Origin of the sequence: Nonomuraea phyllanthi, from assembly GCF_006334985.2 — a bacterium.
GTDB classification, from domain to species: Bacteria; Actinomycetota; Actinomycetes; order Streptosporangiales; family Streptosporangiaceae; genus Nonomuraea; species Nonomuraea phyllanthi.
This window is the reverse complement of the sequence record NZ_VDLX02000001.1, coordinates 126,540-152,145: the sequence shown is the minus strand read 5'-3', so window position 1 is coordinate 152,145 and position 25,606 is coordinate 126,540. Positions and strand designations below refer to the sequence as shown.

Below are 25,606 nucleotides of genomic sequence, written 5' to 3'. Positions count from 1 at the left end.
GCGCCTGTCACCGGTGGCGGTAGAACTCCACGGGCTCCGGCGACAGGGGGGTGTTGCCCTGGATGAGGTCGGCGGACTTCTCGGCGAGCATCATGACCGGCGCGTAGATGTTGCCGTTCGTGACGTACGGCATCGCCGAGGCGTCCACGACGCGCAGGCCGTCGAGGCCGTGCACGCGCATGGTGGCGGGGTCCACGACGGACATGTCGTCGGTGCCCATCCTGCAGGTGCAGGAGGGGTGGAGGGCGGTCTCGCCGTCCCTGGCCACCCAGGCGAGGATCTCCTCGTCCGTCTGGACCTCCGGTCCTGGGGAGAGCTCGCCGCCGTCCAGGTCGGCCCAGGCGGGCTGGGAGAGGATCTTCCTGGCGTGCCTGATGGCCTCCACCCACTCGCGGCGGTCCTGCTCGGTGGACAGGTAGTTGAAGCGCAGGGCGGGCTTCGCGCGCGGGTCGGGTGAGGTGATGCGGACGGAGCCCCGCGCGTCCGAGTACATCGGCCCGATGTGCACCTGGTAGCCGTGGCCGCCGGCCGGGGCCGAGCCGTCGTAGCGGACGGCGATCGGCAGGAAGTGGAACATCAGGTTCGGGTACGCCACGTCGTCGTTCGAGCGGATGAAGCCGCCCGCCTCGAAGTGGTTGGTGGCCCCTGGGCCGCCGCGCAGGAAGAGCCACTGGGCGCCGATGAACGGCCGGCGCCACAGGGCCAGCGACGGCTGCTGGGAGACCGGCTGCCGGCAGGCGTGCTGGACGTACACCTCCAGGTGGTCCTGCAGGTTCTCCCCGACGCCCGGCAGGTCGTGCACCACCTTCACGCCCACCTGCTCCAGCAGCGCGCGCGGGCCCACGCCGGAGAGCTGCAGGAGCTGCGGGGTGTTGACGGCGCCGCCGCACAGGATGACCTCGCCGGCCTCGATCCGCCTGCCGCCACAGAGCACGCCGACGGCGCGGGTGCCCTCGAAGAGCACCTTCTCGACGTGGGCGCGGGTCCTGACCGTGAGGTTGCGCCGGCCGCGCACCGGGTGGAGGTACGCGCGGGCGGCGCTGAGCCGGCGGCCGCGGTGGATGTTGCGGTCGAAGGCGGCGAAGCCCTCCTGCCGGTAGCCGTTGACGTCGTCGGTCAGCGGGTGGCCGGCCTGCTGCACCGCCTCGAAGAAGGCGTCGAACAGCGGCCCGCGCGCCGGCCCCCGTTCGAGCATGAGCGGGCCGTCGCCGCCGCGGAAGTCCGTGCCGGGGTCGGCCAGGCAGTGCTCCATCTTCTTGAAGTACGGCAGGCAGTGCGCGTAGTCCCAGTCACCCATGCCGGGATCGGCCGCCCAGCGCTCGTAGTCGAGCGGGTTGCCGCGCTGGAAGATCATGCCGTTGATGCTGCTGGAGCCGCCCAGGACCTTGCCCCGGGCGTGGTAGATCCGCCGGCCGCCCATGTGCGGCTCGGGCTCCGACTCGTAACGCCAGTCGTAGAAGCGGCTGCCGATGGGGAACATCAGCGCCGCCGGCATGTGGATGAACACGTCCCACAGGGGATCGGGCCGTCCGGCCTCCAGCACCAGGACCGACACCGAGGGGTCGGCGCTCAGCCGGTTGGCCAGGGCGCACCCCGCGCTGCCGCCGCCGACGATGACGTAGTCGAACCTCAACGCGGAATCCAGTCCTTCCACACGATCTTGTTGTCCTCGACCCACCGCCGCGCCGCCTCCTCGGCGCTCATCCTGCCGTTGATCATGTCGCTGGCCACGCTGTTCTGGTCGTCGTTGGTCCAGCTGAAGTTGCGGACCAGCTCGTACGCCCTGCCGCCGGTCTCCGCGAACCGCCTGCTGACGATCTTGTCGAGCAGGTACGGCGGATAGTCGCAGGCGACCTTCTTCGGGTCGGTGTCGCAGCCCACGGCATAGGGCGGCAGCGAGACCTTCACCAGCTTGACCTTGGTGAACAGCCATTGCGGCTCGTAGAAATACATGAGCAGCGGCGTGCGGTTCTTGGTCGCGGACTCGGCGGCCTTGATCAACGCGTCCTCGCTGCCTGAGTAGACGACCTTGTAATCGAGCCGGAGATTCCGGACGAGCGCCTCGTCATTGGTCACGAACGACGGATCGCCGTCCAGGATCTGGCCGAGGTTTCCGGTCTTTTCGGTCCGGAAGAGATGGGCGTATTTATTGAGATTTCGGTAGTCCGTAATGTCGGGATATTTCTTGACCATCCACTCGGGAACGTACCATCCGATCACGCCCTTGTTCCCGGTGAGCCCGGCCGACAGAGCGACCTTCTCCTGCTCGATGTACTTCTTTTTCAGGTCGTTGTGACCCCAGCTTTCCACGATCACGTCGACCTTCCCGGACTCGAATTCGGCCCAGGAGTCGGCCTCCGCCATGTCCTTCCGCGTCCGCACCGTGTACCCCAGCTCGTGTTCGAGCAGGTACGCCAGCACGGCTGCCTGGGCCTCGTACCCGACCCAGCCGTGGATGTCGATGTTGACGGTGCCCTTGGAGCCGGAGACCGACGCGGGATCCTCGCCCGAGCAGGCGGCTACCAGGAGCAGGGCCGCGACCAGCGGCGCGGCGAGCTTCTTCGTTCGCAACATGAGAGGTCTCCCGGCGACCGCGCCCCCGCGCGGAGGCGCGGTCAAGAGGGCGTCACTTGGGGATCCAGGCCTGCCACTTGGCGGTGTTGGCCTCGACCCACTTCTTCGCGGCCTCCTCGCCGGTCATGCCGTTGTTGGTCATGTCGTTGGAGACCGAGTTCTGGTCCTCGTTGGTCCAGTTGAAGTTCTTGACCAGCTCGTACGCCTTGCCGCCGGTGTCGGCGAACTTCTTGCTGACGATCTTGTCGAGGTCCATCTCCGGGTAGTCGCAGGCGACCTTCTTCGGGTCGGCGTCGCAGCCCTCGGTGTACGCGGGCAGCTTCACCCGGACCAGCTCGGTCTTGCTGAACAGCCAGTGCGGGTCCCAGAAGTAGAACAGCAGCGGCTTCTTCTGCTCCTGCGCCTGCTGGGCGCTCTTGATCAGGGCCGCCTCGCTGCCGCCCACGACGACCTTGAAGTTCAGCTTGAGGTTCTTGATCAGGGCTTCCTCGTTGCTGACGTACGACGGGTCGCCGAACAGCAGCTGTCCCTTGTCGCCCGACTCCGAGGTCTTGAACATGTCGGCGTACTTGTTGAGGTTCTTGTAGTCGGTGATGTCGGGGTGCTCGTCGGCCATCCACTTGGGGATGTACCAGCCGATGACGCCCTTGTTGCCGGTGGAGCCGGCCTCGACCGCGACCTTCTTCTCCTCGATGTACTGCTTCTTCAGGTCCGGGTGACCCCAGTTCTCGATGATGACGTCGACGTCGCCCGTCTCGAAGCCCTCCCAGGCGAGCTGTTCCTTGATCTCGGGCATCTCGACGTCGTAGTGCAGCTCGTTCTTCAGCAGGTACGCGACGACGTTCGCGCTGGCCTCGTACCCCACCCACGGGTTGATGGCGATCTTCACGGTCCCCGCGGAGGCGGCGCTGGAGCCGGCCGCGGCGGGGGCCGAGCTGGGGGAGTCCCCGACCGTCGCGCCGCCGCACGCGGCGGTGCCGAGCCCCAGAGCGAGCAGGCCTGCGAGCAGGCGAATCTTCATGATGTGAGCCTTCTTCTTCGGGGGGAAGGACGCCTGTCGGCGCCCTGCGTGATGCGGTCGAGCATGACGCCGAGCAGCACGGTCGCGATGCCGGCGATGAAGCCCATGCCGAAGTCGGCCCGCTGGGAGAACCCGACGACCACGTCGTAGCCGAGGGCCCCCGCCCCGACCAGACCGCCGACGACCACCATGGCCAGCGTCATGACGATGCCCTGGTTGGCCGCGAGCAGGATCGCCCGCCTGGCCATGGGTAGCTGCACCTTCCACAGCAGCTGGCCGGAGGTCGAGCCCGCCGAGGCGGCCGCCTCCACGACCGTGGGCGGCACGCCCTTGATGCCGTCCTCGACCAGGCGCACCACCGGCGGGACCGCGTAGATGACGGAGGCGAAGATGGCGGTGAACCTGGTGGTGCCGAACAGCGCCAGCGCCGGCAGCAGGTAGACGAACGCCGGCATGGTCTGTGCGGCGTCGAGGATGGGCCGCTGCACGGCCGAGTAGCGCGGCGAGCGGGCCGCGGCCACCCCGAGCAGCAGCCCGATGACCAGCGTGACCAGCACCGCGATGACGACCGTGGTCAGCGTCTGCATGGTGTGGTGCCAGATGCCGAGCAGCAGGATGGCCAGCAGGCAGCCGAGCGCCGTCAGCGCCGGGCGGACGCCGCTGACCCGCCAGGCGAGCAGCAGCACCGCGAGCGCGACCAGCCACCAAGGGGCCGAGGTGAACAGCGTCTGCAGCGGGTTGAGCAGGCCCTCGGTGGTCACGTCCTTGACGAACGTGGTGACCGCGTACCAGTTGTTCTCGGCCCACCGGACGGCGTCGTTGATCTCGGAGACGACGTTGACCGTGAGGTTCTCCGGCCACGTCTTCGGGAGCACGGGGATGAGCGCGAGCCCGGCCACCGCCAGCACGCCGGCCGCGGCCCAGTCGAACCTGCCGGGCCTGGCGTGCGGGCCGCGCTTCGAGACCGCCATCGTCATCCGGTCGAGCAGCACCGCCATGATGACGACGGCCACCCCGGCCGGGAGCATGATGCCGACCTGCGCCCTCGACAGGCCGCGGATGATGTCGCCGCCCAGGCCGGGGGCCGAGATGAGGTTCGCGATGACGACCATGGACAGCGCCATCATGATCGTCTGGTTGACGGCCAGTGCCATCGTCGGCCTGGCCAGCGGCAGGTAGACCTTGAACAGCGTCTGCGCGCGCGTGGCGCCCAGCGAGGTGGACGCCTCGACCGCTGTGGGGGAGACCTGCGAGACGGCGAGCGCGGTGATGCGGATCGCGGGCGGGATCGAGTAGATCATCGTCGCGATGGCCCCGGCCGGCGCGCCGATGTGGAAGAAGAGCGCGAGCGGCGCCAGGTAGGCGAACGTCGGCATGATCTGCATGACGTCCAGCACCGGCGTGATCACGCGCCGCGCCCTGGGCGAGAGCCCGGCCCAGACGCCCAGCGGGATCCCGATCGCCAGCGACAGCAGCACCGCGACCGCGACCAGGGCGAGCGTGTCGACGCTCGGCTCCCAGAGCCCGAGGACGCCGAACGCGCTGACGCTCGCCACGGCGAGCAGCGCGAGCCGCCGCCCGCCGGCCAGCCAGCCCAGCGCCCCGAGGACGCCGGTGATGCCGGGCCAGCCCAGCGCGTAAAGGACGACCTCGAACAGGTCGTACAGCTGCCCCACGAACAGGCGGATGTAGTTGAGGAAGTACAGGAAGATCGGGTTGTCGTTGCGGTGGTCGTCGATCCACTCGCGCAGTCCGGTGACGGCCAGGAACTGCGGAGCCTCCTTGTCGTGCGGCAGCGTCGCCGTGCCGCGGAAGACGAGGTACGCCACCACGAACAGGACCGCGATCCCGGCCGGGGCCGCCCACCTCGGCAACCGGAGCCGGGAGGGCGTGCTGACGGCCGTGGTGCTCATGCGGCCGCTTCCCGCTCCGACAGGAAGCCCAGCAGATCCACCCGGTCCACGACGCCGACGAGCTCCTCGCCGTCCATGACCCTGAGCGGGCTGGCGGAGGACGCGCAGGCGCCGACGGCCTCCTTGATCAGCGTGGTCACGGGTAACGCCGGCCCGTCCAGCGGCTCGTCCGGCTCGGGGGCGCGGCAGATCCAGCGCAGCGACAGCACGTGGCTCCTCGGCACGTCGCGCACGAAGTCGGCCACGTAGTCGTCGGCGGGTGCGCCCACCAGCTCCTCGGCGGTGCCGAGCTGCACGATCGAGCCCGCCCGCATGATGGCGATCCGCTCGCCCAGCTTCAGCGCCTCGGACAGGTCGTGCGTGATGAACACCATGGTCTTGCCGACCTCGCGGTGCAGGCGGATCACCTCGGCCTGCATGTCGCGCCTGATCAGCGGGTCGAGCGCGCTGAACGGCTCGTCGAACAGCATCACCCGGGGGTCCACGGCCAGCGCGCGGGCCAGGCCGACGCGCTGCTGCATGCCTCCGGAGAGCTGGTCGGGGTAGGCGTCGGCGTGGCCGTCGAGGCCGACGAGGGAGAGGATCTCCGCGGCCCGCTCGTGCCTGGCCGCCCTGGCGGTGCCCTGGACCTCCAGCCCGTACGCCACGTTGTCGATCACCTTGCGGTGCGGCAGCAGGCCGAAGTGCTGGAAGACCATGCTGACGTGGTGGCGACGGATCTCGCGCAGGCGGGCGGGGGAGGCGGCGCCGATGTCCTCGCCGTCGATGCTGATCCGGCCCTCGCTGGGCTCGATCAGCCGGGTGAGGCAGCGTACGAGGGTGGACTTGCCGCTTCCTGACAGGCCCATAACCACGAAGACCTCGCCGGGGCGCACCTCGAAGCTCACGTCCCTCACGGCGGCGGTGCAGCCGGTCTTATCTCTCAGCGTGGCCTGGTCGAGGTGCCTGTCCTCGCTGTCCAGCACTTTCCGTGCCCGGGAGCCGAAGACCTTCCAGAGGCCCTCGACGGTGATGGCAGCGCTGTCGGGAGAATCTCCCACCCTCGCCTCCTTCTTGACTCGGCACAACATATGCGGCGAATAACCGGAATCTCAACGTCGTGACCGTCCAGAGATCGGGGCGCTCCTCGCATGTTATGGAGTTGGAGCGTGCGAATGCCTCATAGATGGACATAACGGTTGATGAAGGTTTATTTCCCGCCCTCTGATCATTTATGGTGGGACCCCAGCTTTTGGCGCAGGAGTCACAGGACTTGTTTTTTGTCGCGTTATGTTCGTGTGGGCTACCCTTCCGTGGGATGTGTTGTAATTACCGGCACTTGCTTTCCCCTGGAGGGCAAACCCCTCAAATACGCCGATTCGGGCGAGGTGCGTTCGGTGAGTACAGAGCTGGACGAAAGGCAGGCCAGTAGCAGCAGCTGGCGGCTGAGCAACTGGCGCGTCCGCGCACGTCTCGTCGCTCTGATCCTGATCCCGACGGCCGCCGCCGTGCTGCTCGGTGGCATCCAGGTGCTCGCCAGGACGTCCGCCGCCGCGGACTACGCCCGTACCAACCAGCTCGCCCAGCTCTCCACTCAGCTCGGGGCGCTCACCCACCAGGTGGCCGGCGAGCGGGCCAGGACCTCCTGGTACATCGCGCGCGGCCGCCCCGCGAGCTCGCTGCCCGCCGTGCGGAGCCAGATGGAGCAGGTGGACAAGGTCGCCGCGCAGGTACGCGGCACCGTACGGCAACTGCTGGACGACGCGGGCGGCCGCACCGCCGACCAGCTCGAGAACCTGATCAGCCGGCTCGACGACCTGAAGGGACTGCGCGAGCAGGCGCTCGACGCCACCCTGCTGCCCGGCCCGGCCGTCGAGCTCTACACCACCGTGATCGGCGACCTGCTCTCCGTCCACAACGAGCTGGTCAAGGACAACGCCGACGACGAGCTGTTCCGCCGGACCCGCATGCTCAACGCCCTGGCCAGGGCGAAGGAGAGCGTGTCGTACCAGCAGGCGCTCGTCACCGTGGTGCTGACCGAGGGCGCGTTCGACCCCGACCAGCTCGAACGGTTCCTTGGCGAGCAGTCCAAGGAGACGAACGAGCGCAGGGCCTACGCGGCGGAGGCCACCGCCGACGAGCGCCGCCTCTTCGACGAGACCGTCAACGGGCGCTCCGCCGACCGCATGCTGTTCCTGCGCGAGCTGGTGCTGATCAGGGCCACGGAGGGGCTGCGGCTGCGCGGCCTCGACCTGAGCAAGCGCGACGACGCCAAGGAGTGGTTCGACGCGACCGACATCGTCGTCGACGCGATGCGCAAGGTCGAGGAGCGCCAGACCCAGGACATCGTGGCGCGCAGCCAGGCACTCAGCGACGACGAGCGCCGGCAGGCTCTCGTGACCGCCGGCGCCGTGCTGGCCCTGCTCGTGGCCGTCCTGCTGGTCACCACCGGCGTCGCGCGATCGCTCGTCCGCCCCCTCCGCCGCCTGCGCGGCGAGGCGCTGGAGATCGCCGGCCGGCGGCTGCCCGACTTCGTCCAGCACCTGCGCGAGTCGCGCGACGGCGCGGTCGAGGCCGAGGTCCCGCCCATCGGCATCTTCTCCAAGGACGAGGTGGGCGAGGTCGCCCGCGCCTTCGACGAGGTGCACCGCGAGGCGGTCCGGCTGGCCGGCGACGAGGCCAAGCTGCGCGCCAACGTCAACGCCATGTTCGTCAACCTGTCCAGGCGCAGCCAGACGCTGGTCGAGCGGCAGCTCACGCTGATCGAGAAGCTGGAGCGCGGCGAGCGCGACGACACCAGGCTCGGCGACCTGTTCAGGCTCGACCACCTGGCCACCCGCATGCGCCGCAACAGCGAGAACCTCCTGGTCCTCGCCGGACAGGAGGCGGCGCGCAAGTGGAGCGAGCCGGTCGAGCTGATGGACATCGTGCGCGCCGCGCTCGGCGAGGTCGAGAGCTACGACCGGGTCAGCATCCAGGTCCAGTCGGACGTCGCCATCGCCGGCCAGGCCGTCACCGACGTGGTGCACCTGCTCGCCGAGCTGATCGAGAACGCCGTCTCGTTCTCCTCCAGAGACACCAAGGTCATCATCTCCAGCAGCCGCATCGACGGCGGCTCGCTCATGCTCTCGGCCACCGACCACGGGATCGGGATGAGCCCCGAGGAGCTGTCCGAGGCCAACTGGCGGCTGGCGAACCCGCCCGTCGTGGACGTGTCGGTGTCGCGGCGCATGGGCCTGTTCGTGGTCGGCCGGCTGGCCCTGCGGCACGGCATCCGCGTGCAGCTGCGCAGGCAGGACACCGGTGGGCTGACCGCCATGGTGCTCGTCCCGCCCGCGCTGCTCACCGAGGTGCCGGGCACCGCGCCCGCGCCGCAGCGCGCGCAGGTCCCGCCGCAGGCGAACGGCCGGATGAACCCGCAGGCCAACGGCCGCCTGAACCACCAGGCACACCCGCTGGAGAGCTCCGCGCCCTTCCCGGGGCAGTACTCCGAGTCGTTTCCCGCGCCGTTCCCCGAGCCGTTCCCGGAGCCGTTCCCCGGGCCTTCCTCGGAGCCGTACCCCGGACCCGGCGCGGATCCGTTCTCCGAGCAGGTGCCCGGGCCGTTCGCCGAGCCCTATCCGGGACACGTTTCCGCCGAGCATCCGTCCGCCGGGCATCCCTCCTCAGGGCATCCGTCCTTCGCCACCCTGCCGCCCGCCGCGTCCATGCCCGGGCACCCGTCGCTGGACGGCCCGCCCTCCGCGCCGGAGCCGTCGTCCTGGTTCACCTCCTCCCGCACCCACCCGGCCGAGCCGTCGCCGCCGCCGCAGGACAGCGGCCTGCCGGGCGACGCCTATCCCTCCTTCGCCACCCCCTCTCCGGCCGGCGGCAGGGACGACCACTATCCCTCCTTCGCCACCCCGTCCCCGGCCGCCGGCAAGGACGACTTCCTGCCGATCTACGCGGCCGTCGAGGAGAGCGGCTGGTTCACCAAGGCCGCGCCCACCGCGGACCACCGCGACACGGCCTGGACCACGCCCGCCGACCAGGGCTGGCAGGCCGCCGGCGCCGCCGCGGAACCCGTGCAGAACGGCACCACCGGCTCCGGCCTGCCCAAGCGGACGCCGAGGGCGAACCTGGTGCCGGGCACCGCGAACCCCAAACCGCCGCCCGCTCCCGTTCCTGCGATCTCGCCCGACCAGCTGCGCAGCAGGCTCGCCAGCTACCAGCAGGGCGTGCGCAAGGGCCGCGCCGAGTTGGAGGAGGACCAATGAGGGAGCTGAGCCAGGGCGCCCGCGACGTCAACTGGCTGGTCAGCGGCTTCGTCGACGAGGTGCCCGGCGTGGCGCACGCCGTCGTCGTGTCGGCCGACGGGCTGCCGATGGCCTACTCCAGAGGCTTCCCCAAGGACCGTGCCGACCAGCTCGCCGCCATCGCCGCCGGCCTGGTCAGCCTCACGCAGGGGTCGGCGCGCGTGTTCGAGGGCGGAGGGGTCACCCAGACCCTCGTCGAGATGCAGTACGGCCTGCTGCTCGTGATGTCGATCAGCGACGGGTCCTGCCTGGCCGTGCTGGCGGCGCCCGACTGCGACATGGGGCTGGTGGCGTACCAGATGACGATCCTGGTCGAGCGCGCCGGGCAGGTGCTCACGCCCGCCGTCCGCGCGGAACTGTCCGCAGGGCGGCCATGGTGACGGCGCGGTGACGGAGCGGTGAGGGGAGTGGACGTTGGCATCGTGGCATGACGATGAGCCGGAGCCGGAGCGCAGCTCGCTGGTCCGGATGTACGCGGTCACGGGCGGCAGGACCGCTCCTCGTACGCAGCTCGCCATGGAGGCCCTGGTATCGTCGGCCACCTCGGCACAACTCGGTACGAACTACACCCGCGAGTACCGCGCGATCAGCGAGCTGTGCCGGCAGGTGCGATCCGTGGCGGAGATCTCGGCGCTGCTCGGGGTGCCGCTCGGTGTGGCGAGGGTGCTGGTGGCCGACATGGAGGCGGACGGGCTGGTCAGGGTGTACCAGCCGCAGCTGGACGCGGGCCTGCCCGACAGGGGCCTGCTCGAAAGGGTGTTGAGTGGACTTCGCAGGCTCTAGCGGGCTCACCTCCACGAAGATCGTCGTGGCAGGCGGGTTCGGCGTCGGGAAGACCACGTTCGTGGGCTCCGTCTCCGAGATCATGCCGCTGACCACGGAGGCGGTGATGACGGACGCGTCCGCCGGGGTCGACGACCTCGGGCACACGCCGGGCAAGACCACCACCACCGTGGCCATGGACTTCGGCCGGCTCTCGCTGGACCGCGACCTGATCCTCTACCTGTTCGGCACGCCGGGCCAGCGGCGGTTCTGGTTCATGTGGGACGACATCGTGAAGGGGGCCATCGGCGCCGTCGTGCTGGTCGACTCGCGGCGGCTGGCCGACAGCTTCCCCGCCGTCGACTACTTCGAGGAGTCGGAGATCCCGTTCGTCGTCGGGCTGAACGGCTGGCACGGCGAGTTCCCGCACGTCGAGAGCGAGGTGCGGGAGGCGCTGACGCTCTCGCCGCACGTGCCGATCGTGCGCACCGACGCGCGGGCGCGGGAGGCGGTCAAGCACACGCTCATCACGCTCGTCGAGCACGCGCTGGCCGCCCGCCACTAACCGCTCTGGCCGCCCGCCACTAACCGCTCTGGACGGCCGACCACCAGTACGCGGCCACCAGCTCGGCGACCAGCGTCTCGGTGAGCAGGGCGACGTCCGGGTCGGCGTCGTGCGCGTACCTGACGGCGGCCGTGGCGTCCTTGACCTCGCCGCCCACGGTCACCACGGTCGAGCCGCGCTCGCGCACCCACTCCATGGCCTGGCCGTCGTACCGGGAGCCGGGGAAGAGCAGCGCGCGGTAGTCGAGGGTCTTGGTGAGGTAGACGTCCACGTGCGACCAGTCGCCGCTCTCGCAGGCGTCGGCCGGGCGGCGCGGCCCCTCGCGGAACATCAGCGCCGACTGCTCGGCCGACGACAGCCGCTCGGCCGGCGCGATCGTGTAGACGCCGCGCTCGCCGTCCAGCAGCTCCATGGTGAGGGGCAGCCACTCGTCCCTGCGTTCCAGCAGGTCCTCGCTCGCCTCCGCCGCCCGCTCCAGCAGCGCGGGCATGTCGCGGCCGGTCCCGGTGAGGTGCGACTCCAGGGCCAGGAGCAGGGCCAGCGTGTGCTGGAACGTACGGCAGGCGACGCCGCCCCGCTCCTCGCCCGCCCGCAGGTCCGCCACCAGGCCGGCGGCCTGAGCGAGCGGCGAGCCGGGGGCGTTGGTGAGCGCGGCGATGAAGCTCGGGCCGCCCGCGTACCGCTCGACGGCGTCGAGGGTCTCCCTGCTCGTGCCGGTGGCCGAGATCGGGACGACCAGGGTGCCCGCGCCCGCCGGGTACGTGGCGGCGGCCGAGGCGTAGTCGGCGTAGGCGTCGATGCCCGCGGCCCGCAGGCGCAGGGCGGCCACTCCCGCGGCGTACCTGGAGCTGCCCATGCCGAGGAAGAGCACCCTGGTCAGGCCGCGCGGCAGCCGCGCGAAGGGGTGCTCCTCGCGGAGGGCGCCGGCCAGGCTCCGCAGGGCCGCCGGCTTGGCCTCCAGGTCGGACAGGTAGAGCTCGGAATTCACGTGATGTTCTCCTTCTGGTACCAGGTGCGCAGCACGCCCATCGGCGCGTAGCGCCAGCGGGGCAGGTGGCGGGCGGCGTAGATGAGCTCGCGGCACTCCTGCTCCACCTCGAACGGGCGGATCAGCCGCTCGTCGAGGAGGTCGGGCCGGTGCCGCTCGGCCAGCCGGGCCCGGTAGGCGGCCAGCAGCCCGGCGCGGGCCGCGGCCGCCCACCCGGCCGCGCGGCCGGGGTCGGTGCCGCGCCGCCTGATCGCGACCTGCGCCACGTGCTCCAGGCTCGTGGTGAGCTGGGCGACGTCCCTGGCGGCCGGCTGGCACGGGTCGGCGTCGCTGACCGTGGGGTTGCCGTCGAAGTCGATCACGGCGTGGCCGTCGCGCCACCGGAGGATCTGGCCGACGTGCAGGTCGCCGTGGATGCGGATGCGGGGCGCCGCCGGCTCGTCTGTACCGCCCGCCCGCAGCGGCGCCAGCTCAGCCCGCATGCGTGCCGCCGCGCCGGCCAGCCACGCGCCGTCCTCGCCGTCCGTCAGCTCCAGCGCCTGCGCGAGCGCGGCCTCCGCCCGTTCCGGCAGGGGGACGCCGGCCGTACCGGTGACGGGGAGGGTGGCGAGGGCGAGGTGCAGGTCGGCGGCCAGGCGGCCGAGCTCGGAGGCGAAGCTGGCATCGCCGGACTCGGCCTCGTCGACGCACCACTCCCAGCCGTCGCGCGCCTCCGGCAGGTAGCCCGTGACCACGGCGAGGAGCTCCTCGCGGCCGTCCACCGCGCGAGTCAGGGCGGCGTAAGGAGGCGCCGTGTCGTTGAAGCCCGCCTCAACGAGGTGGGCGAGCACTTCCGGGGTGGGATGGGGCAGCGGGACGGGAGGGGTGAGCCACTTGACCACGACCTGCTCGTCGACCACCACCGAGTAGTTCGTCTGGTCCACGTGCGGGCCGAAGTCCCGCTCACCTGGGACCCCAGTGTGGAGATCTCCATGCCGGTACGAGAGGGTGGGCAGCGGCAGGAACCGGCGCACCGCGAAGGGCGCCGGCACCTCACCCGACAGCAGGGGCAGCAGCGCGGCCGTGAAACCGCGATCTCGGGCCGTGAGCGGTGCCTCACCGAGCGAGAGCAGCCGGGCGGCTATTGAATCCCAATTCAACTGGCTGATCAAACTTCCTGGTAGCAATGTCATCAAAAGTCTTGCTCATGTTGATTTCTGCTGCAACACTCCTGCTCTGGTCGGCTGTGTCCGGTAAGGTCGCGCGACCCCTCAAACACGCAAATTTCAGAAGGAGTAGCGGCCGTGTCCCGTATCCGGTTCACCCGTCGTCTCCCGGCCGCCGTCGCGGTGGCCGGCCTCGCGCTCGCCGTTTCGGCGTGCGGCGGTGAGTCGTCGACCAGCTCAGCAGGCACGGCTCCGGCGGCGGCAGACCAGCTCAAGCCGAACGCGGACCTGTCGCAGCAGACCCTTCAGATCACGGTCTGGGACGGCTACACGCCCGAGGAGCTTCCCGCGAAGGTCAAGGAGAAGCTCAAGGTCAAGGACATGAAGGTCGCGCTGCACGACACCAACGAGATCGCGATGACCAAGCTCACCGCACCCGGTGACAGCGGCATCGACGTGGCGTTCGTGTCGGGCCAGTACGCCCAGGCGCTCAACGAGCAGGGCCTGCTGGAGCCGATCCACCCCGAGCTGATCCCCAACCTGGCCAACCTCTACCCGGAGGCCACCCAGCTCTCCTACGACAAGGGCAACAAGTACTCCGTGCCCTACACCTGGGGCACGACCGGCATCTGCTACCGGTCCGACCTGGTGAAGACGCCGCCCACGAGTTGGAACGATCTCCTGAAGCCGCCGGCCTGGGCCGACAAGAAGGTCACCATGATGACCACCGAGCGCTGGCTGGCCCTGCCCGCGCTCAAGGCCCTCGGCTACTCGGTCAACACCGACAAGGACGAGGAGATCGCCAAGGCCAAGGAGCTGCTGCTCGCGCAGAAGCCCCACCTGCTCGGCTACGACGACGTCACGTTCGGCGACAAGCTGGTCTCCGGCGAGTCCATGATGGCCGAGGCGTGGGACGGCTGGTGCCCGACCACGGACGCGAAGGGCAACATCAAGTTCGCGGTGCCGAAGGAGGGCAGCGACCTCTGGGTGGACACTATGGTGATCATGAAGTCCTCCAAGAACAAGGAGGCCGCGCACGCCCTGATCAACTACATCCTCTCCCCCGAGATCCACAGCTGGGCCGCCGAGAACATCAACTACAAGGTGCCCAACAAGGCCGCCATGGAGCAGGTGAAGATCGCCAAGGGCTCGCTGCTCGGCATCAAGCCCGCCGAGCTGCTCAACGGCGAGTCGATCGTCGACCTGGGCGAGGCCTCGGTCAAGTACACGCGCCTGTCGACCGAAGTCACGGCCCAGTCGTAGACAGCGGTGAAGTCTGAGGTCAAGGCCCGGCCGGTGTCCCGCTCGCGCGGACGCCGGCTGGGCGCGTTCGTCTTCCTTTCACCCGGCGTGGTCTATCTGACCGTGCTGCTGCTGGTGCCGCTGGCGCTGGTGCTCAGCAACACGGTCTTCCGCCGGGGGCGCTTCGGCGGCGTGGTCTACGAGTTCACCGTCGAGAACTTCGAGCGCCTGGCCGACCCGCTCTACCTGGGCGTGGTCGCCAACTCGGTGAAGATCGCCGCGATCACCACGCTGATCGCGCTGCTGATCGGCTATCCCACGGCGTACCTGATCGCGCAGCTGCCGGGGAAGTGGAAGACGGTGGCGCTGGTCGCCATCGTGCTGCCGTTCTGGACGAACTTCATCATCCGCGTGTACGCGTGGATCATCCTGCTCAGCGGCCCCGGCCTGATCAACTCGGTGCTGGGCACGAAGCTGGAGCTGCTCTACAACCAGGGCACGATCGTCACCGGGCTGCTCTACTCGTACCTGCCGCTGATGGTGCTGCCGCTGTACGCCGCGATCGAGCGGCTCGACCCGCAGCTCAGAGAGGCCTCGGCCAACCTGGGCGCCTCGGCGTTCACCACCTTCAGGAAGGTCACGCTGCCGCTGACCGTGCCCGGCGTGATGACCGGGTGCCTGTTCGTGTTCGTGCCGAGCTTCGGGAACTTCGTCATCCCCGAGATCCTCGGCGGCAGCAAGTCGATCATGGTGGGCAACCTGATCCGCGACCAGTTCCTCAAGGCGCGCGACTGGCCGTTCGGCTCGACGCTGGCGCTCGCCATCATCGCGGTGCTGGTCCTGCTGCTGCTCGTGCAGGCCTGGGTGACGCGCCGTGCGTAGAGCCAGACTCCTGTACGTCCCGTTCTGGGGCACGTACGTCTTCCTCTACCTGCCGATCGCCGTGCTGGTCGTCATGTCGTTCAACTCCGGCGAGTCGGCGTACACGTACGAGGGGTTCAGCCTCAAGTGGTACGGCGAGCTGGCCCGGGACGAGCGGGTCCTGGACGGCCTGGTCAACACGCTGATCGTGGCCGCGGGCTCCACGGTGATCGCCACCGTGCTCGGCACCCTGCTGGCGGTCGGGCTGGCCAGGCACACCAGGTCCAGGACGCTGGACGCCATCGCGCTCATGCCGGCCGTGCTGCCCGACCTGGTGCTCGCGATCGGCCTGCTGCTGTTCTACGGCGTGATCCAGCTGACGCTCGGCCTGTACTCGGTGGTGCTGGCGCACGGCCTGTTCTCAATGGCGTTCGTGGCCGCGGTGGTGCGCACCAGGCTCACCGGCTCCGACACCTCGCTGGAGGAGGCCTCGCGCGACCTCGGCGCCGGGCCGGTGCAGACGTTCCTGCGGATCACGCTGCCGCAGCTCATGCCGGGCATCGTCGCGGGCGCGCTGCTGGCGTTCACGCTGTCGCTGGACGAGTTCGTGATCGCGTTCTTCACGATCGGCAACACCGAGCAGACGCTGCCGATCGTCATCTACTCGATGATCCGTTTCGGGGTGACCCCGGAGATCAACGCGCTGGCCGCGATCCTGCTCCTCGTGAGCTTCACGGCGGTGATCGCGGGCCAGCGTCTGACCAAGATCGGGGAGAGGGAGTCGAACCGGACACCTGGAGCGCCACGTGAGGCGATCAAGGTGCAAGGTGAGGCGGACTCGACCGATGTGGGGGAGAAACGTGCTGAGAATTGACGGGATCACCCGCAGATTCGGGGAGGTCACCGCGCTCGACGACGTGTCGCTGGAGATCGGGCAGGGCGAGTTCTTCGCGCTGCTCGGCCCGTCCGGCTGCGGCAAGACCACGTTGCTGCGCATCATCGCCGGGTTCGAGACGCCCGACCGGGGCACGGTGACGCTCGACGGCGACGACCTGCTGGCCAAGCCGCCGAACCGGCGGCCGATCAGCCTCATGTTCCAGTCGTACGCGCTCTTCCCCCACATGACGGTGGCCAAGAACGTGGCCTACGGCCTGGAGCGCGAGAAGCTGCCCCGCCAGGAGGTCAAGCAGCGCGTCGGCGAGGTGCTGGAGACCGTCGGGCTGTCGGCGCACGCCGGCCGCAGGCCCGCCCAGCTCTCCGGCGGCCAGCGGCAGCGGGTGGCGCTGGCCCGTTCCATCGTCAAGCGGCCCCGGCTGCTGCTGCTCGACGAGCCGCTGTCGGCCCTGGACAAGAAGGTCCGCGCCGACATGCAGCTGGAGCTCAAGCGGCTGCAGCACGAGGTCGGCATCACGTTCGTGGTCGTCACGCACGACCAGGAGGAGGCCATGTCGCTGGCCGACCGCATCGCGGTCTTCGACAACGGCCGGGTGCGCCAGGTGGACGAGCCGGTCGCGCTCTACGAGCGGCCCCGCTCGCCGTTCGTGGCCGACTTCGTCGGCGCCAACAACCTCTTCCACGGCACGGCCGGCGGGCTCGACGGGATCAAGTCCGACGAGTTCGGCATGCTGGCGGGCACTCCGCTGGAGGACCTCGAGGCAGGCGCCCCGGCGCTGCTCGCGGTCCGGCCGGAGAAGATCGAGCTGGCCGGCGAGAGCGCGAACCGCGGGCTCAAGGGCAGCGTCCTCGACGTCAGCTTCTACGGGGGCGTCTCGCACATCTCCGTGGAGGTGCCGGGACGGGACAAGCCGGTGCTGGTCGCCGTGCAGGGCGCCGGCTCGGTGGAGGCCGGCGCCAAGGTCAGGGTGCGCTGGAAGGCCGAGGACGCGGTGATCATGGCGGTCGACGCATGACCTCAGCAGTCCAGGTCGTTGCCCGTGGCGACGCGGGCGTACGACAGGATCAGCTCGGCCGCCTCGGCCGGGCCGATGACGGGGTGGCGGGCGGTGATGCGGTAGCCGTACGCGTCCTCCAGCGCCACGAGGTTGCGCGCGACCGACAGCGAGTCGCCGCTCAGCCTGAAGACCCCGAGCGCCGCCCCCGTGTCCAGGATCGCCTGGTACATCGAGACCTGGCGGTCGTAGAGGGAGGTGAGCAGCACGCCGTAGACCCGGGTGCGGCCCGCGGCCCCGCCCAGCTCGTTGAGCAGGCGCACGTCGGGGTCGAGCGGCCCTGTCGGCAGGCCGGACCTGATCGTGACGACCAGCTTCTCGACCGGGTCGGTGAGCGTGCCCAGGCGCCGTACGCGCTGCTCGTAGAAGCGCTCCATGCCCGCGTGCTGCGCCTCGACCAGCAGCTCGTCGAGGTCGGGGTAGTGGTAGAGCACCGCGCCGGAGGTGAGCCCGGCCTCCTCGGCGACGTGCGAGAGCTGTACGCCGTCTATGCCGTGACGGATGATGGCCCTGCGCGCGGCTTCTATCAAGTCGATGCGCCGGTCACTACGGCTCTTACGCTGAGCCACCCCCACCGCCTTCACTCGTTTGGCTGCTATTCAGTTAGCCGTGACCATAGTGCACTCAACTTGCCCCGCACGCTAGATGAGTTCTTGAATTCCTCTTCAAATTGATGAGTTTCCCCGGAGCTTCGATGTCTCTCACCATCCTGTTCATGCCGGAAAGCGCCTACGGTCCCACCAACAACTGCGTCGGCATCGGCGACATTCTTCGCCGCCGCGGCCACCGCGTCGTCTTCGCCGCCGAGTCGTCGTGGAAGGGCAAGCTCGAAGCGCTCGGCTTCGAGGAGGACCTGGTCGATCTGGCCCCGCCGCCGGAGAACGCCGAGGAGCAGGACGCGGGCCAGTTCTGGAAGGACTTCATCCGCGAGACCGCGCCCGAGTACCGCAAGAGCACGCGGGAGCAGCTGGAGACCGTCACCAAGCCCATCTGGGTCGAGCTGATCGACGGCGCCAAGTACTGCGAGCCGCAGCTCAAGGCCATCATCGAGCGGGTGAACCCCGACGTGATCGTCGAGGACAACGTGCTCACGTTCCCGGCGCTGCTCACCGCGGGCAAGAAGTTCGTCCGGATCGTCTCCTGCAACCCGCTGGAGGTGCGCGGCGAGAACGTCGCGCCCGTCTTCTCCGGCCTGCCCGCCGCCGACCGCTCCGCGTGGGACGACTTCCGCGCCGAGTACGACCGCACCCACCGCGAGGTCTGGAGCGCCTTCAACGAGTGGTGTGTCGAGCAGGGCACCGCGCCGCTGCCCGACCTCGACTTCATCCACGAGGGCGACCTGAACCTCTACGTCTACCCCGAGCCGCTCGACTACGTCGCCGACCGCCCGCTGAGCGAGTCGTGGCACCGGCTGGACTCGTCGGTTCGCGAGACGGACGAGGAGTTCACGCTGCCCTTCGAGCGCAACAACGGCTCGCTGGTGTACTTCTCGCTCGGCTCGCTCGGCTCCGCCGACGTGGAGCTGATGCAGCGGGTGATCGACGTGCTGGCCACCACCCCGCACCAGTACATCGTCTCCAAGGGCGCCCTGCACGAGGAGATCAAGCTCGCGGACAACATGTGGGGCGCGGAGTTCCTTCCGCAGACTAAGATCATCCCTCAGTGTGATCTCGTCATCACCCATGGCGGCAACAACACGACCACGGAAGCCATGCACTTCGGCAAGCCGATGATCGTGCTGCCGCTCTTCTGGGACCAGTACGACAACGCCCAGAGGGTCGACGAACTGGGCTATGGTGTCAGGCTCTCCACCTACACCTTCACGGACGAGGAGCTGAAGGGGGCGGTCGAGCGGCTGCTCGGTGACACCGAGCTGCGTGCCCGGCTCGCCGCCGCGGGCGAGGAGATCCGGCGTCGCGACGGCCTGCGCAAGGCCGCTGATCTGATCGAGCAACTTGGCGAGTGACATGCGTGAACTGATCAACCCCGCCACCGGGCTGGTGTGCGCCGAGGTCCCCGACACCTCTCCGGACGGCGTGGCGGCGGCCGTGCGCTCGGCGCGCGCCGCGTTCGAGGAGTGGTCGTCGGCCACTCCTGCCGAGCGCGCGCGGCTGCTGCTGCGGGTGGCCGACCTGGTGGAGGCCGACGCCGAGGAGCTGACCCGGCTGGAGGTGGAGGAGACGGGCAAGCCGGCGGCCGTGTTCAGGGACGGCGAGCTGCCGTTCGCCGTCGACAACCTGCGCTTCTTCGCCGGCGCCGCCCGCTCGCTGGAGGGCTCGGGGGCCGGGGTGTTCAGCCCCGGCTACACCTCGGTGCTGCTGCGCCGCCCCGTCGGGGTGGTGGGGTCGATCGCCCCGTGGAACTTCCCGTTCGTCATGGCCGTCTGGAAGGTCGGGCCGGCCGTGGCGGCGGGCAACGCCGTGGTGATCAAGCCGGCCCCGCAGACGCCGCGCACGACGCTGCGGCTGGCCGAGCTGTTCGCCAAGGCGGGCGCGCCCGAGGGGCTCGTCCAGGCGGTCACCGGGGACGCGGAGGCGGGCCAGGCGCTCGTCACCGACCAGGGGGTCGACATGGTCAGCGTCACCGGCTCCACGGAGACGGGCCGCGCGGTGATGACCGGCGCCGCGGCCACGCTCAAGCGGGTGCACCTGGAGCTCGGCGGCAAGGCACCCGCGCTCGTGTTCGAGGACGCCGACCTGGCCGAGATGGCCCGCGGCGTGGCCATGGGGGCGACGTACAACACCGGGCAGGACTGCACGGCCGCCACCCGCGTGTACGTCGCCCGCGAGGTCTACGCGGACGCCGTGGAGGCGTTGCGGGCGACACTTGCCGAAATAACCGTCGGTGACCCCTGGGACCCGGCGACGGACGTCGGCCCGCTGATCTCCGCCGCGCACCGCGAGCGGGTGCACGGGTTCGTCTCCAGGGCGGCCGGGCGGGTGCTGCACGGCGGCGCCCCGATCGGGGGCTCCGGCTTTTTCTACCCGCCGACTCTCGTGGCCGACGTGGCACAGGACAGCGAGATCGTGCAAGGTGAACTTTTCGGACCGGTGCTCGTGGCGCTACCGTTCGACGGCGAGGACGAGGCCGTCAGACTGGCCAACGACACCAGGTACGGCCTCGCCTCGTCGGTGTGGTCGCGTGACGTCGCCAGGGCCATGCGCGTGTCGCATCGCCTCGACGTGGGCGTGACGTGGGTGAACGACCATCTGCCCATCGCCAGTGAGGCGCCGCACGGCGGGGTGAAGGGCAGCGGCTTCGGTAAGGACATGAGCCAGGAGGCGGTGCAGGAATACTCGGTCACCCGCCACCTGATGGTGAAGCACGCGGCTCCGGCCGAGCGGGACTCATTTCGGCCCGCCTGAAAACGTGTACGGCGATATGTCGTCCAAAGTGACTCTTTGGGCGCATGTGATGGGATATGTTCGGTTGGCCGATCTGGTACGGGTTGTGTTCCAATTACCCAGCCGGACAGAATCCCATGCGCCACACGCGTGTCTGATTTTTCGAGCACGTACCGGCGAGAGGTAGCGAGAGTCAGTGAGGACGAAAGACCCCAGGCACACGAGGTCAGGGGAGTACACAGGCGGACGTTTCCGGCTGGGGAACTGGCGTGTGCGCTCGAGGCTGGTCGCGCTGATCCTCATTCCCACCGTGGTGGGCGTGCTGCTCGCCGGTGTGCAGCTGGCCAACGCCATCGGCACCAGCGCCGAGTACCGCCGGCTCACCGAGGTCGCCGAGCTGGTGCAGCGCATCGGAGCGCTCAACCACGAGCTCGGCAAGGAACGCACGCTCACCGCGTGGTACGTCGCCGACCACCGGGGCCAGCGCCTCGTCCAGCTCAACACCCAGCGGCAGGCCACCGACAAGGCCAAGAAGCAGGTGCTCAGCGCGGCCACCGCCATCGACGCCGACTACCAGGCCCGCATCCGCGAGGGCGTCGAGAACATGCGCCGCTGGCTCGACGGCCTCGACAGCCTCCGCAAGTCGATGGTCTCCAACGTGCCGGCCCGCGCTTCCATCAGCACGTACACCACGATGATCGGGGTCTTCTCCGCGATCGAGGCCGACCTGGGCGCCGGCGTCAACGACGACACCCTGCAGGGCCAGGTGGCCGCGCTCGGCTCGCTCCAGCAGGTCAAGGAGGAGGTCTCGCGCCAGCAGATCCTCCTGATCGTGACGCTGCTGCAGCCCCGGCTGGACTCCGACGACTGGGCCGAGTTCCAGGGCTCCTGGACCAAGCAGCAGGCCGAGCTGGCCGCCTTCGAGCAGGAGGCCGACCCGGCGGTGCTGGAGACGTACCAGAAGCTCGTGCGGGGCACCGAGATCGACCTCGCCGACGCCATGCGCCAGCGCGCGCTGGCCCAGGTGCGCGAGTACAACCGGATCAGGGACCTCGACGTCACCACCGCCACCCGCCGCGACCTCAACCCCTGGTACGACAGCACCACGCTGACCGGCAACGCCATGCGCAAGGTCGAGGACGGCCTGGCCACCAAGATCGTGACCAGGACCCGGGACCTGAGCGACGCCGAGCAGCGCAACGCCATCATCTCCGGCGCGATGATCCTCGTCCTGCTGCTTCTCGTCCTGATCTTCACCACCCGCGTGGCCGGCTCGCTGGTCCGCCCGCTGCGCCGGCTGCGTGCCGAGGCGCTCCAGGTCGCCACGACCCGGCTGCCCGAGACCGTCCGCGTGCTGCGCGAGTCCGGCGAGGGCGCGCAGGTGCCCGAGGTGCCGTCCGTCGGCGTCAACACCCGCGACGAGATCGGTGAAGTGGCGCGGGCGTTCGACGAGGTCCACCGCGAGGCGATCCGGCTGGCCGGCGACGAGGCCAAGCTGCGCGCGAACGTCAACTCGATGTTCGTCAACCTCTCCCGCCGCAGCCAGACGCTGGTCGAGCGGCAGCTGCAGCTCATCGAGGGCCTGGAGCAGGGCGAGGAGGACGAGCAGCGGCTCGCGAACCTGTTCAGGCTCGACCACCTCGCCACCCGCATGCGCCGCAACAGCGAGAACCTCCTGGTCCTCGCCGGGCAGGAGGCGGCGCGCAAGTGGAGCGAGCCGGTGCCGCTGGTCGACATCGCCCGCGCCTCGCTGTCCGAGGTCGAGGGCTACGAGCGGGTCCAGATCCAGATCCCGTCCGGCACGCTGATCGTCGGCCCGGCCGTCACCGACGCCGTCCACCTGCTCGCCGAGCTGATCGAGAACGCGATCTCGTTCTCCCCGCGCGAGAGCAAGGTCCAGGTCACCAGCACGGTCGCCGAGGGCGGCGTGCTCGTGTCGATCAACGACCTGGGCATCGGGATGAGCCCCGAGGAGCTGTCCGAGGCCAACTGGCGGCTGGCGAACCCGCCCGTCGTGGACGTGTCGGTGTCGCGGCGCATGGGCCTGTTCGTGGTCGGCCGGCTGGCGCTGCGGCACGGCGTGCGCGTGCAGCTCAGCCAGCGGGAGACCGGCGGGCTCAGCGCGCTGGTCTTCCTGCCCGACATGCTGATCAGCAACGGGCAGGGGGGCTCGCAGCAGCCGGGCGGGCAGTACGAGGCGTTCACCGACTTCGACCCGAGCATGTTCGGGCAGCCCTCTCAGAACGGGAACCACCCGTCGGGGCCCTCCACCGACGGGCCCGAGCGCGTGGTGGACACCCAGTGGCCCGGCTCGCTGCCGGCGCCGGGGAGCGGCGGCTGGGCGTTCGACGAGCGGCCCGCGGGCGATCGCCCGTCCGAGTCCGACCGTCCCTTCGAGCCCGGCCGCTCGTTCGAGCAGCCCTTCGCGGAGAAGCAGCCGTTCGGGGAGCAGCCGTTCGGAGAGCAGCCCTTCGGCGACAAGTCCTTCGGCGAGCAGCCGGAGCGGCCGGCGCCGTTCGCCGGGCAGCAGCAGGGCGCGCAGTCGGGGCTGGACGACGACCAGGTGCGCTGGCCGTCCTTCGCCGACGAGACGCCGCCGCCCGCCCAGCCCGACCAGCAGCAGTTCGGGGAGCCGCGCTGGCCGTCGTTCTCCGATGACCCGCAGAAGCCCGTGGAGCAGCCGTTCGCCGAGAACCGGTGGCCGTCCTTCGCCGAGCAGCCGCCGCCCCTCCAGGAGGAGGAGCCGCGCTGGCCGTCGTTCGCCACCGAGCCGCCCCAGCAGCAGCCGCAGGAGGAGTCGCGCTGGTCGTCGTTCGCCGACCCGCTGCCCCGCAGGTCACTGTTCGAGGCGGAGGAGCGGTCGCGGCCCCAGTTCGGCGACCAGTACCGCTCGCCGTTCGCCGAGGAGCCCAAGCCGGCCGACTCGTTCCAGCAGAACGGGCACCAGGAGTTCGACAGGTTCGGGCCCGGCGCCTACACCTCGCAGGACATGACCGGGCCGCTGCCCGTGGTGCGCAACTCGCCCATGGAGGACCAGGGCGACGAGTTCCTGCCGATCTTCTCGTCGGTCGGATCCGACTGGTTCCGCCGGCCCGACCCCGAGGCGCTGCGCGCGCCCGCGCATGCCGCGCAGGAGGAGGAGCCGGAGATCACGGCCGTGCACCCGGCCGTGCCCGCCGACCCGTCCGCGCCCATGCCGCCCGCGCCGCCGTCCGCTCCCGCGCCTTCCGGGCCACCGTCGCCGGGCGGCCTGCCCCGGCGCACGCCAGGCGCGTCCGGGGCCGGAGGGTCGTGGTCGTCGCCGGCCGACTCCGGGTTCCAGGCCGCGCAGGCCGCGGCGCAGCCCGCGCAGGGCGGCACGACTCCCTCGGGCCTGCCGCGCCGCGTCCCCAAGGCCAACCTGGTGCCGGGTACGGCCAGCCTGGCCGAGCCCCAGCCGCAGTCCCCGGCGCCGCAGATCTCACCCGAGCGGCTGCGCAGCAGGCTCTCAAGCTTCCAGCAGGGTGTCCGGCAGGGCAGGGCGTTCACCCGCGGAGAAGAGAATGAGGAGGACAAATGAGAGAAATGAGCCAGGGAGCGCGGGGCATCAGCTGGTTGATCACGGACTTCGTGAACAACGTGCCGGGCGTCGCCCACACGGTCGTGGTGTCGTCCGACGGCTTGCCACTGGCCTTCTCCGAGGGTTTTCCCAAGGACCGGGCCGACCAGCTCGCCGCGGTGGCCTCGGGTGTGATCAGTTTGACCCAGGGCGCCGCGCGGGTCTTCGAGGGCGGTATGGTGACGCAGACCGTTATCGAAATGCAGCGCGGGCTCTTGATGATCATGTCTATCAGCGATGGGTCCTGCTTGGCTGTCCTGGCCGCTCCCGACTGCGACATGGGGCTGGTGGCGTACCAGATGACCTTGCTGGTCGAGCGGGCGGGCCAGGTGCTGACTCCCGCCGTACGCGCCGAACTGCAAGCGGCCCGCCCCCGCTAGCGGGGCGGTGACAGGAGATCATGGTGTCAGGTCAGGGTTGGGCTGGTGATAGCACTCCGCCGCATCCGGCGGTTCCCCGTCCGCAGAAGCCGAGCTCCCTGGTACGGCCCTATGCCGTGACCGGGGGGCGCACTGCGCCGCGGATGAAGTTCGCCATGGAGGCACTGGTGTCCTCCGTGACATCGGAATACCAAGACATTTCCCTTCTTAGTCCGGAGTATCAGGCGATCATTCAGCTGACCCGGAACGTCCGGTCGGTTGCCGAGATCTCCGCCCTGTTACGCCAGCCCCTTGGTGTGGTCCGGGTGCTGATCGCCGACATGGCGTCGGAAGGCCTGATCCGCGTGCACCAGCCTGCGCTGGACGCGGGAAAGCCGGACCTCAACTTGCTCGAAAGGGTGCTCAGTGGACTTCGCAGGCTCTAGCCCCGGCCTAACCTCGACGAAGATCGTCGTGGCCGGGGGCTTCGGCGTGGGCAAGACGACCTTCGTGGGTGCGGTGTCGGAGATCCTGCCGCTCACCACCGAGGCGGTCATGACGGACGCGTCCGCCCACGTCGACGACGTCTCCCTCACGCCGAACAAGACCACCACGACCGTGGCCATGGACTTCGGCCGGGTCTCCCTGGACCGTGACCTGATCCTGTACCTGTTCGGCACGCCCGGGCAGCACCGGTTCTGGTTCATGTGGGACGACCTGGTGCGCGGCGCCATTGGAGCGGTCGTGCTGGTCGACACCCGGCGGCTGGCCGACAGCTTCCCGGCCATCGACTACTTCGAGGAGGCGAAGCTGCCGTTCGTCATCGGCATCAACGGCTGGGACGGGCAGTTCGCGCACGCGGAGGAGGAGATCCGGGAGGCGCTGTCGATCGGCGGCCACATCCCGATCGTGCGCCTGGACGCCAGGCAGCGGGAGTCGGTGAAGTCCACCCTGATCACGCTGGTGGAGCACGCGCTGACCCGCCACATGAGCACCCCCGTCTAGGCAACC

22 protein-coding genes are annotated in these 25,606 nt (G+C 69.8%); 14 read left to right on the top strand and 8 right to left on the bottom strand.

Annotated elements, in window-relative coordinates:
• Nucleotides 1–7 precede the first annotated feature (7 nt).
• From betA to FH608_RS00660, 5 genes are read right to left on the bottom strand one after another with little or no spacing between them, the layout of a single operon-like run.
• A complete protein-coding gene (gene betA, locus FH608_RS00680; RefSeq protein WP_226898835.1) occupies nucleotides 8–1,654 on the bottom strand; it encodes a choline dehydrogenase in 1,647 nt (548 codons plus the stop codon).
• Nucleotides 1,630–2,574 (bottom strand): ABC transporter substrate-binding protein, encoded by a 945-nt coding sequence (locus FH608_RS00675; protein WP_139627754.1) that lies wholly within the window; start codon nucleotides 2,572–2,574, stop codon nucleotides 1,630–1,632. Before FH608_RS00675 ends, betA begins: the two co-directional genes overlap by 25 nt.
• Before the next feature lie 52 nt (nucleotides 2,575–2,626).
• Nucleotides 2,627–3,595, bottom strand: a complete 969-nt coding sequence (locus FH608_RS00670) for an ABC transporter substrate-binding protein (protein ID WP_139627753.1) — start codon at nucleotides 3,593–3,595, stop codon at nucleotides 2,627–2,629.
• Nucleotides 3,592–5,508, bottom strand: coding sequence for an ABC transporter permease (locus FH608_RS00665; RefSeq protein ID WP_139627752.1), 1,917 nt, complete (start codon nucleotides 5,506–5,508; stop codon nucleotides 3,592–3,594). The genes FH608_RS00670 and FH608_RS00665 overlap by 4 nt, the downstream gene beginning before the upstream one ends.
• A complete protein-coding gene (locus tag FH608_RS00660; RefSeq protein WP_317135539.1) occupies nucleotides 5,505–6,548 on the bottom strand; it encodes a quaternary amine ABC transporter ATP-binding protein in 1,044 nt (347 codons plus the stop codon). Before FH608_RS00660 ends, FH608_RS00665 begins: the two co-directional genes overlap by 4 nt.
• Nucleotides 6,549–6,884: 336 nt before the next feature.
• On the opposite strand from FH608_RS00660, the gene FH608_RS00655 reads away from it, so the two are divergent.
• From FH608_RS00655 to FH608_RS00640, 4 genes are all read left to right on the top strand, one after another.
• Entirely contained in the window at nucleotides 6,885–9,743 is a 2,859-nt protein-coding gene (locus FH608_RS00655) for a sensor histidine kinase (RefSeq protein ID WP_139627750.1), read from the top strand.
• Complete coding sequence (locus FH608_RS00650; protein WP_139627749.1) at nucleotides 9,740–10,162, top strand: roadblock/LC7 domain-containing protein; 423 nt, start codon at nucleotides 9,740–9,742, stop codon at nucleotides 10,160–10,162. The genes FH608_RS00655 and FH608_RS00650 overlap by 4 nt, the downstream gene beginning before the upstream one ends.
• A gap of 88 nt (nucleotides 10,163–10,250) precedes the next feature.
• Nucleotides 10,251–10,565, top strand: a complete 315-nt coding sequence (locus tag FH608_RS00645) for a DUF742 domain-containing protein (protein WP_263008771.1) — start codon at nucleotides 10,251–10,253, stop codon at nucleotides 10,563–10,565.
• Nucleotides 10,546–11,109, top strand: a complete 564-nt coding sequence (locus tag FH608_RS00640; protein WP_139627747.1) for a GTP-binding protein — start codon at nucleotides 10,546–10,548, stop codon at nucleotides 11,107–11,109. The genes FH608_RS00645 and FH608_RS00640 overlap by 20 nt, the downstream gene beginning before the upstream one ends.
• Before the next feature lie 19 nt (nucleotides 11,110–11,128).
• Here FH608_RS00640 and FH608_RS00635 read toward each other — a convergent pair whose 3' ends face one another.
• Together FH608_RS00635 and FH608_RS00630 are read right to left on the bottom strand one after the other, a co-directional pair.
• Entirely contained in the window at nucleotides 11,129–12,097 is a 969-nt protein-coding gene (locus FH608_RS00635; RefSeq protein ID WP_139627746.1) for an SIS domain-containing protein, read from the bottom strand.
• Nucleotides 12,094–13,236 (bottom strand): aminoglycoside phosphotransferase, encoded by a 1,143-nt coding sequence (locus FH608_RS00630; RefSeq protein ID WP_139627745.1) that lies wholly within the window; start codon nucleotides 13,234–13,236, stop codon nucleotides 12,094–12,096. Before FH608_RS00630 ends, FH608_RS00635 begins: the two co-directional genes overlap by 4 nt.
• 144 nt (nucleotides 13,237–13,380) lie before the next feature.
• Between FH608_RS00630 and FH608_RS00625 the strand changes: the two genes are divergently transcribed.
• The 4 genes from FH608_RS00625 to FH608_RS00610 are packed head-to-tail and all read left to right on the top strand — an operon-like array spanning nucleotide 13,381 to nucleotide 17,255.
• Nucleotides 13,381–14,505 (top strand): polyamine ABC transporter substrate-binding protein, encoded by a 1,125-nt coding sequence (locus FH608_RS00625; RefSeq protein WP_139627744.1) that lies wholly within the window; start codon nucleotides 13,381–13,383, stop codon nucleotides 14,503–14,505.
• A gap of 6 nt (nucleotides 14,506–14,511) precedes the next feature.
• A complete protein-coding gene (locus FH608_RS00620; protein WP_226898834.1) occupies nucleotides 14,512–15,366 on the top strand; it encodes an ABC transporter permease in 855 nt (284 codons plus the stop codon).
• Complete coding sequence (locus FH608_RS00615; RefSeq protein WP_139627743.1) at nucleotides 15,359–16,219, top strand: ABC transporter permease; 861 nt, start codon at nucleotides 15,359–15,361, stop codon at nucleotides 16,217–16,219. The genes FH608_RS00620 and FH608_RS00615 overlap by 8 nt, the downstream gene beginning before the upstream one ends.
• Nucleotides 16,206–17,255 carry an ABC transporter ATP-binding protein gene (locus FH608_RS00610; protein WP_139627742.1) on the top strand — a complete coding sequence of 350 codons (1,050 nt, stop codon included), beginning with the start codon at nucleotides 16,206–16,208 and terminating at the stop codon, nucleotides 17,253–17,255. Before FH608_RS00615 ends, FH608_RS00610 begins: the two co-directional genes overlap by 14 nt.
• 2 nt (nucleotides 17,256–17,257) lie before the next feature.
• On the opposite strand, the gene FH608_RS00605 is transcribed toward FH608_RS00610, so the two are convergent.
• Nucleotides 17,258–17,863: a TetR/AcrR family transcriptional regulator gene (locus tag FH608_RS00605; protein WP_226898833.1), complete on the bottom strand. Its 606-nt coding sequence runs from the start codon at nucleotides 17,861–17,863 to the stop codon at nucleotides 17,258–17,260.
• Between the two features lie 125 nt (nucleotides 17,864–17,988).
• Between FH608_RS00605 and FH608_RS00600 the strand changes: the two genes are divergently transcribed.
• From FH608_RS00600 to FH608_RS00575, 6 genes are all read left to right on the top strand, one after another.
• Entirely contained in the window at nucleotides 17,989–19,260 is a 1,272-nt protein-coding gene (locus FH608_RS00600; protein ID WP_139627741.1) for a glycosyltransferase, read from the top strand.
• Nucleotide 19,261: 1 nt separating this feature from the next.
• Nucleotides 19,262–20,659, top strand: a complete 1,398-nt coding sequence (locus FH608_RS00595; protein ID WP_139627740.1) for an aminobutyraldehyde dehydrogenase — start codon at nucleotides 19,262–19,264, stop codon at nucleotides 20,657–20,659.
• Between the two features lie 250 nt (nucleotides 20,660–20,909).
• Entirely contained in the window at nucleotides 20,910–24,197 is a 3,288-nt protein-coding gene (locus tag FH608_RS00590; RefSeq protein WP_193318168.1) for a sensor histidine kinase, read from the top strand.
• Nucleotides 24,194–24,616 (top strand): roadblock/LC7 domain-containing protein, encoded by a 423-nt coding sequence (locus FH608_RS00585; protein WP_090935862.1) that lies wholly within the window; start codon nucleotides 24,194–24,196, stop codon nucleotides 24,614–24,616. Before FH608_RS00590 ends, FH608_RS00585 begins: the two co-directional genes overlap by 4 nt.
• Nucleotides 24,617–24,636: 20 nt before the next feature.
• The gene (locus FH608_RS00580) at nucleotides 24,637–25,041 is read left to right on the top strand and encodes a DUF742 domain-containing protein (RefSeq protein ID WP_226898832.1); all 405 of its coding nucleotides are present in this window, start codon (nucleotides 24,637–24,639) and stop codon (nucleotides 25,039–25,041) included.
• Nucleotides 25,022–25,600, top strand: a complete 579-nt coding sequence (locus FH608_RS00575; protein WP_139627738.1) for a GTP-binding protein — start codon at nucleotides 25,022–25,024, stop codon at nucleotides 25,598–25,600. The genes FH608_RS00580 and FH608_RS00575 overlap by 20 nt, the downstream gene beginning before the upstream one ends.
• Nucleotides 25,601–25,606 lie beyond the last annotated feature (6 nt).

Bases quoted from the DNA above. Each gene is read 5' to 3' on its own strand.
- FH608_RS00675 (WP_139627754.1), bottom strand. From the start codon at position 2,574: ATGTTGCGAACGAAGAAGCTCGCCGCGCCGCTGGTCGCGGCCCTGCTC.
- FH608_RS00670 (WP_139627753.1), bottom strand. From the start codon at position 3,595: ATGAAGATTCGCCTGCTCGCAGGCCTGCTCGCTCTGGGGCTCGGCACC.
- FH608_RS00665 (WP_139627752.1), bottom strand. From the start codon at position 5,508: ATGAGCACCACGGCCGTCAGCACGCCCTCCCGGCTCCGGTTGCCGAGG.
- FH608_RS00650 (WP_139627749.1), top strand. From the start codon at position 9,740: ATGAGGGAGCTGAGCCAGGGCGCCCGCGACGTCAACTGGCTGGTCAGC.
- FH608_RS00645 (WP_263008771.1), top strand. From the start codon at position 10,251: ATGTACGCGGTCACGGGCGGCAGGACCGCTCCTCGTACGCAGCTCGCC.
- FH608_RS00600 (WP_139627741.1), top strand. From the start codon at position 17,989: ATGTCTCTCACCATCCTGTTCATGCCGGAAAGCGCCTACGGTCCCACC.
- FH608_RS00595 (WP_139627740.1), top strand. From the start codon at position 19,262: ATGCGTGAACTGATCAACCCCGCCACCGGGCTGGTGTGCGCCGAGGTC.
- FH608_RS00585 (WP_090935862.1), top strand. From the start codon at position 24,194: ATGAGAGAAATGAGCCAGGGAGCGCGGGGCATCAGCTGGTTGATCACG.
- FH608_RS00580 (WP_226898832.1), top strand. From the start codon at position 24,637: ATGGTGTCAGGTCAGGGTTGGGCTGGTGATAGCACTCCGCCGCATCCG.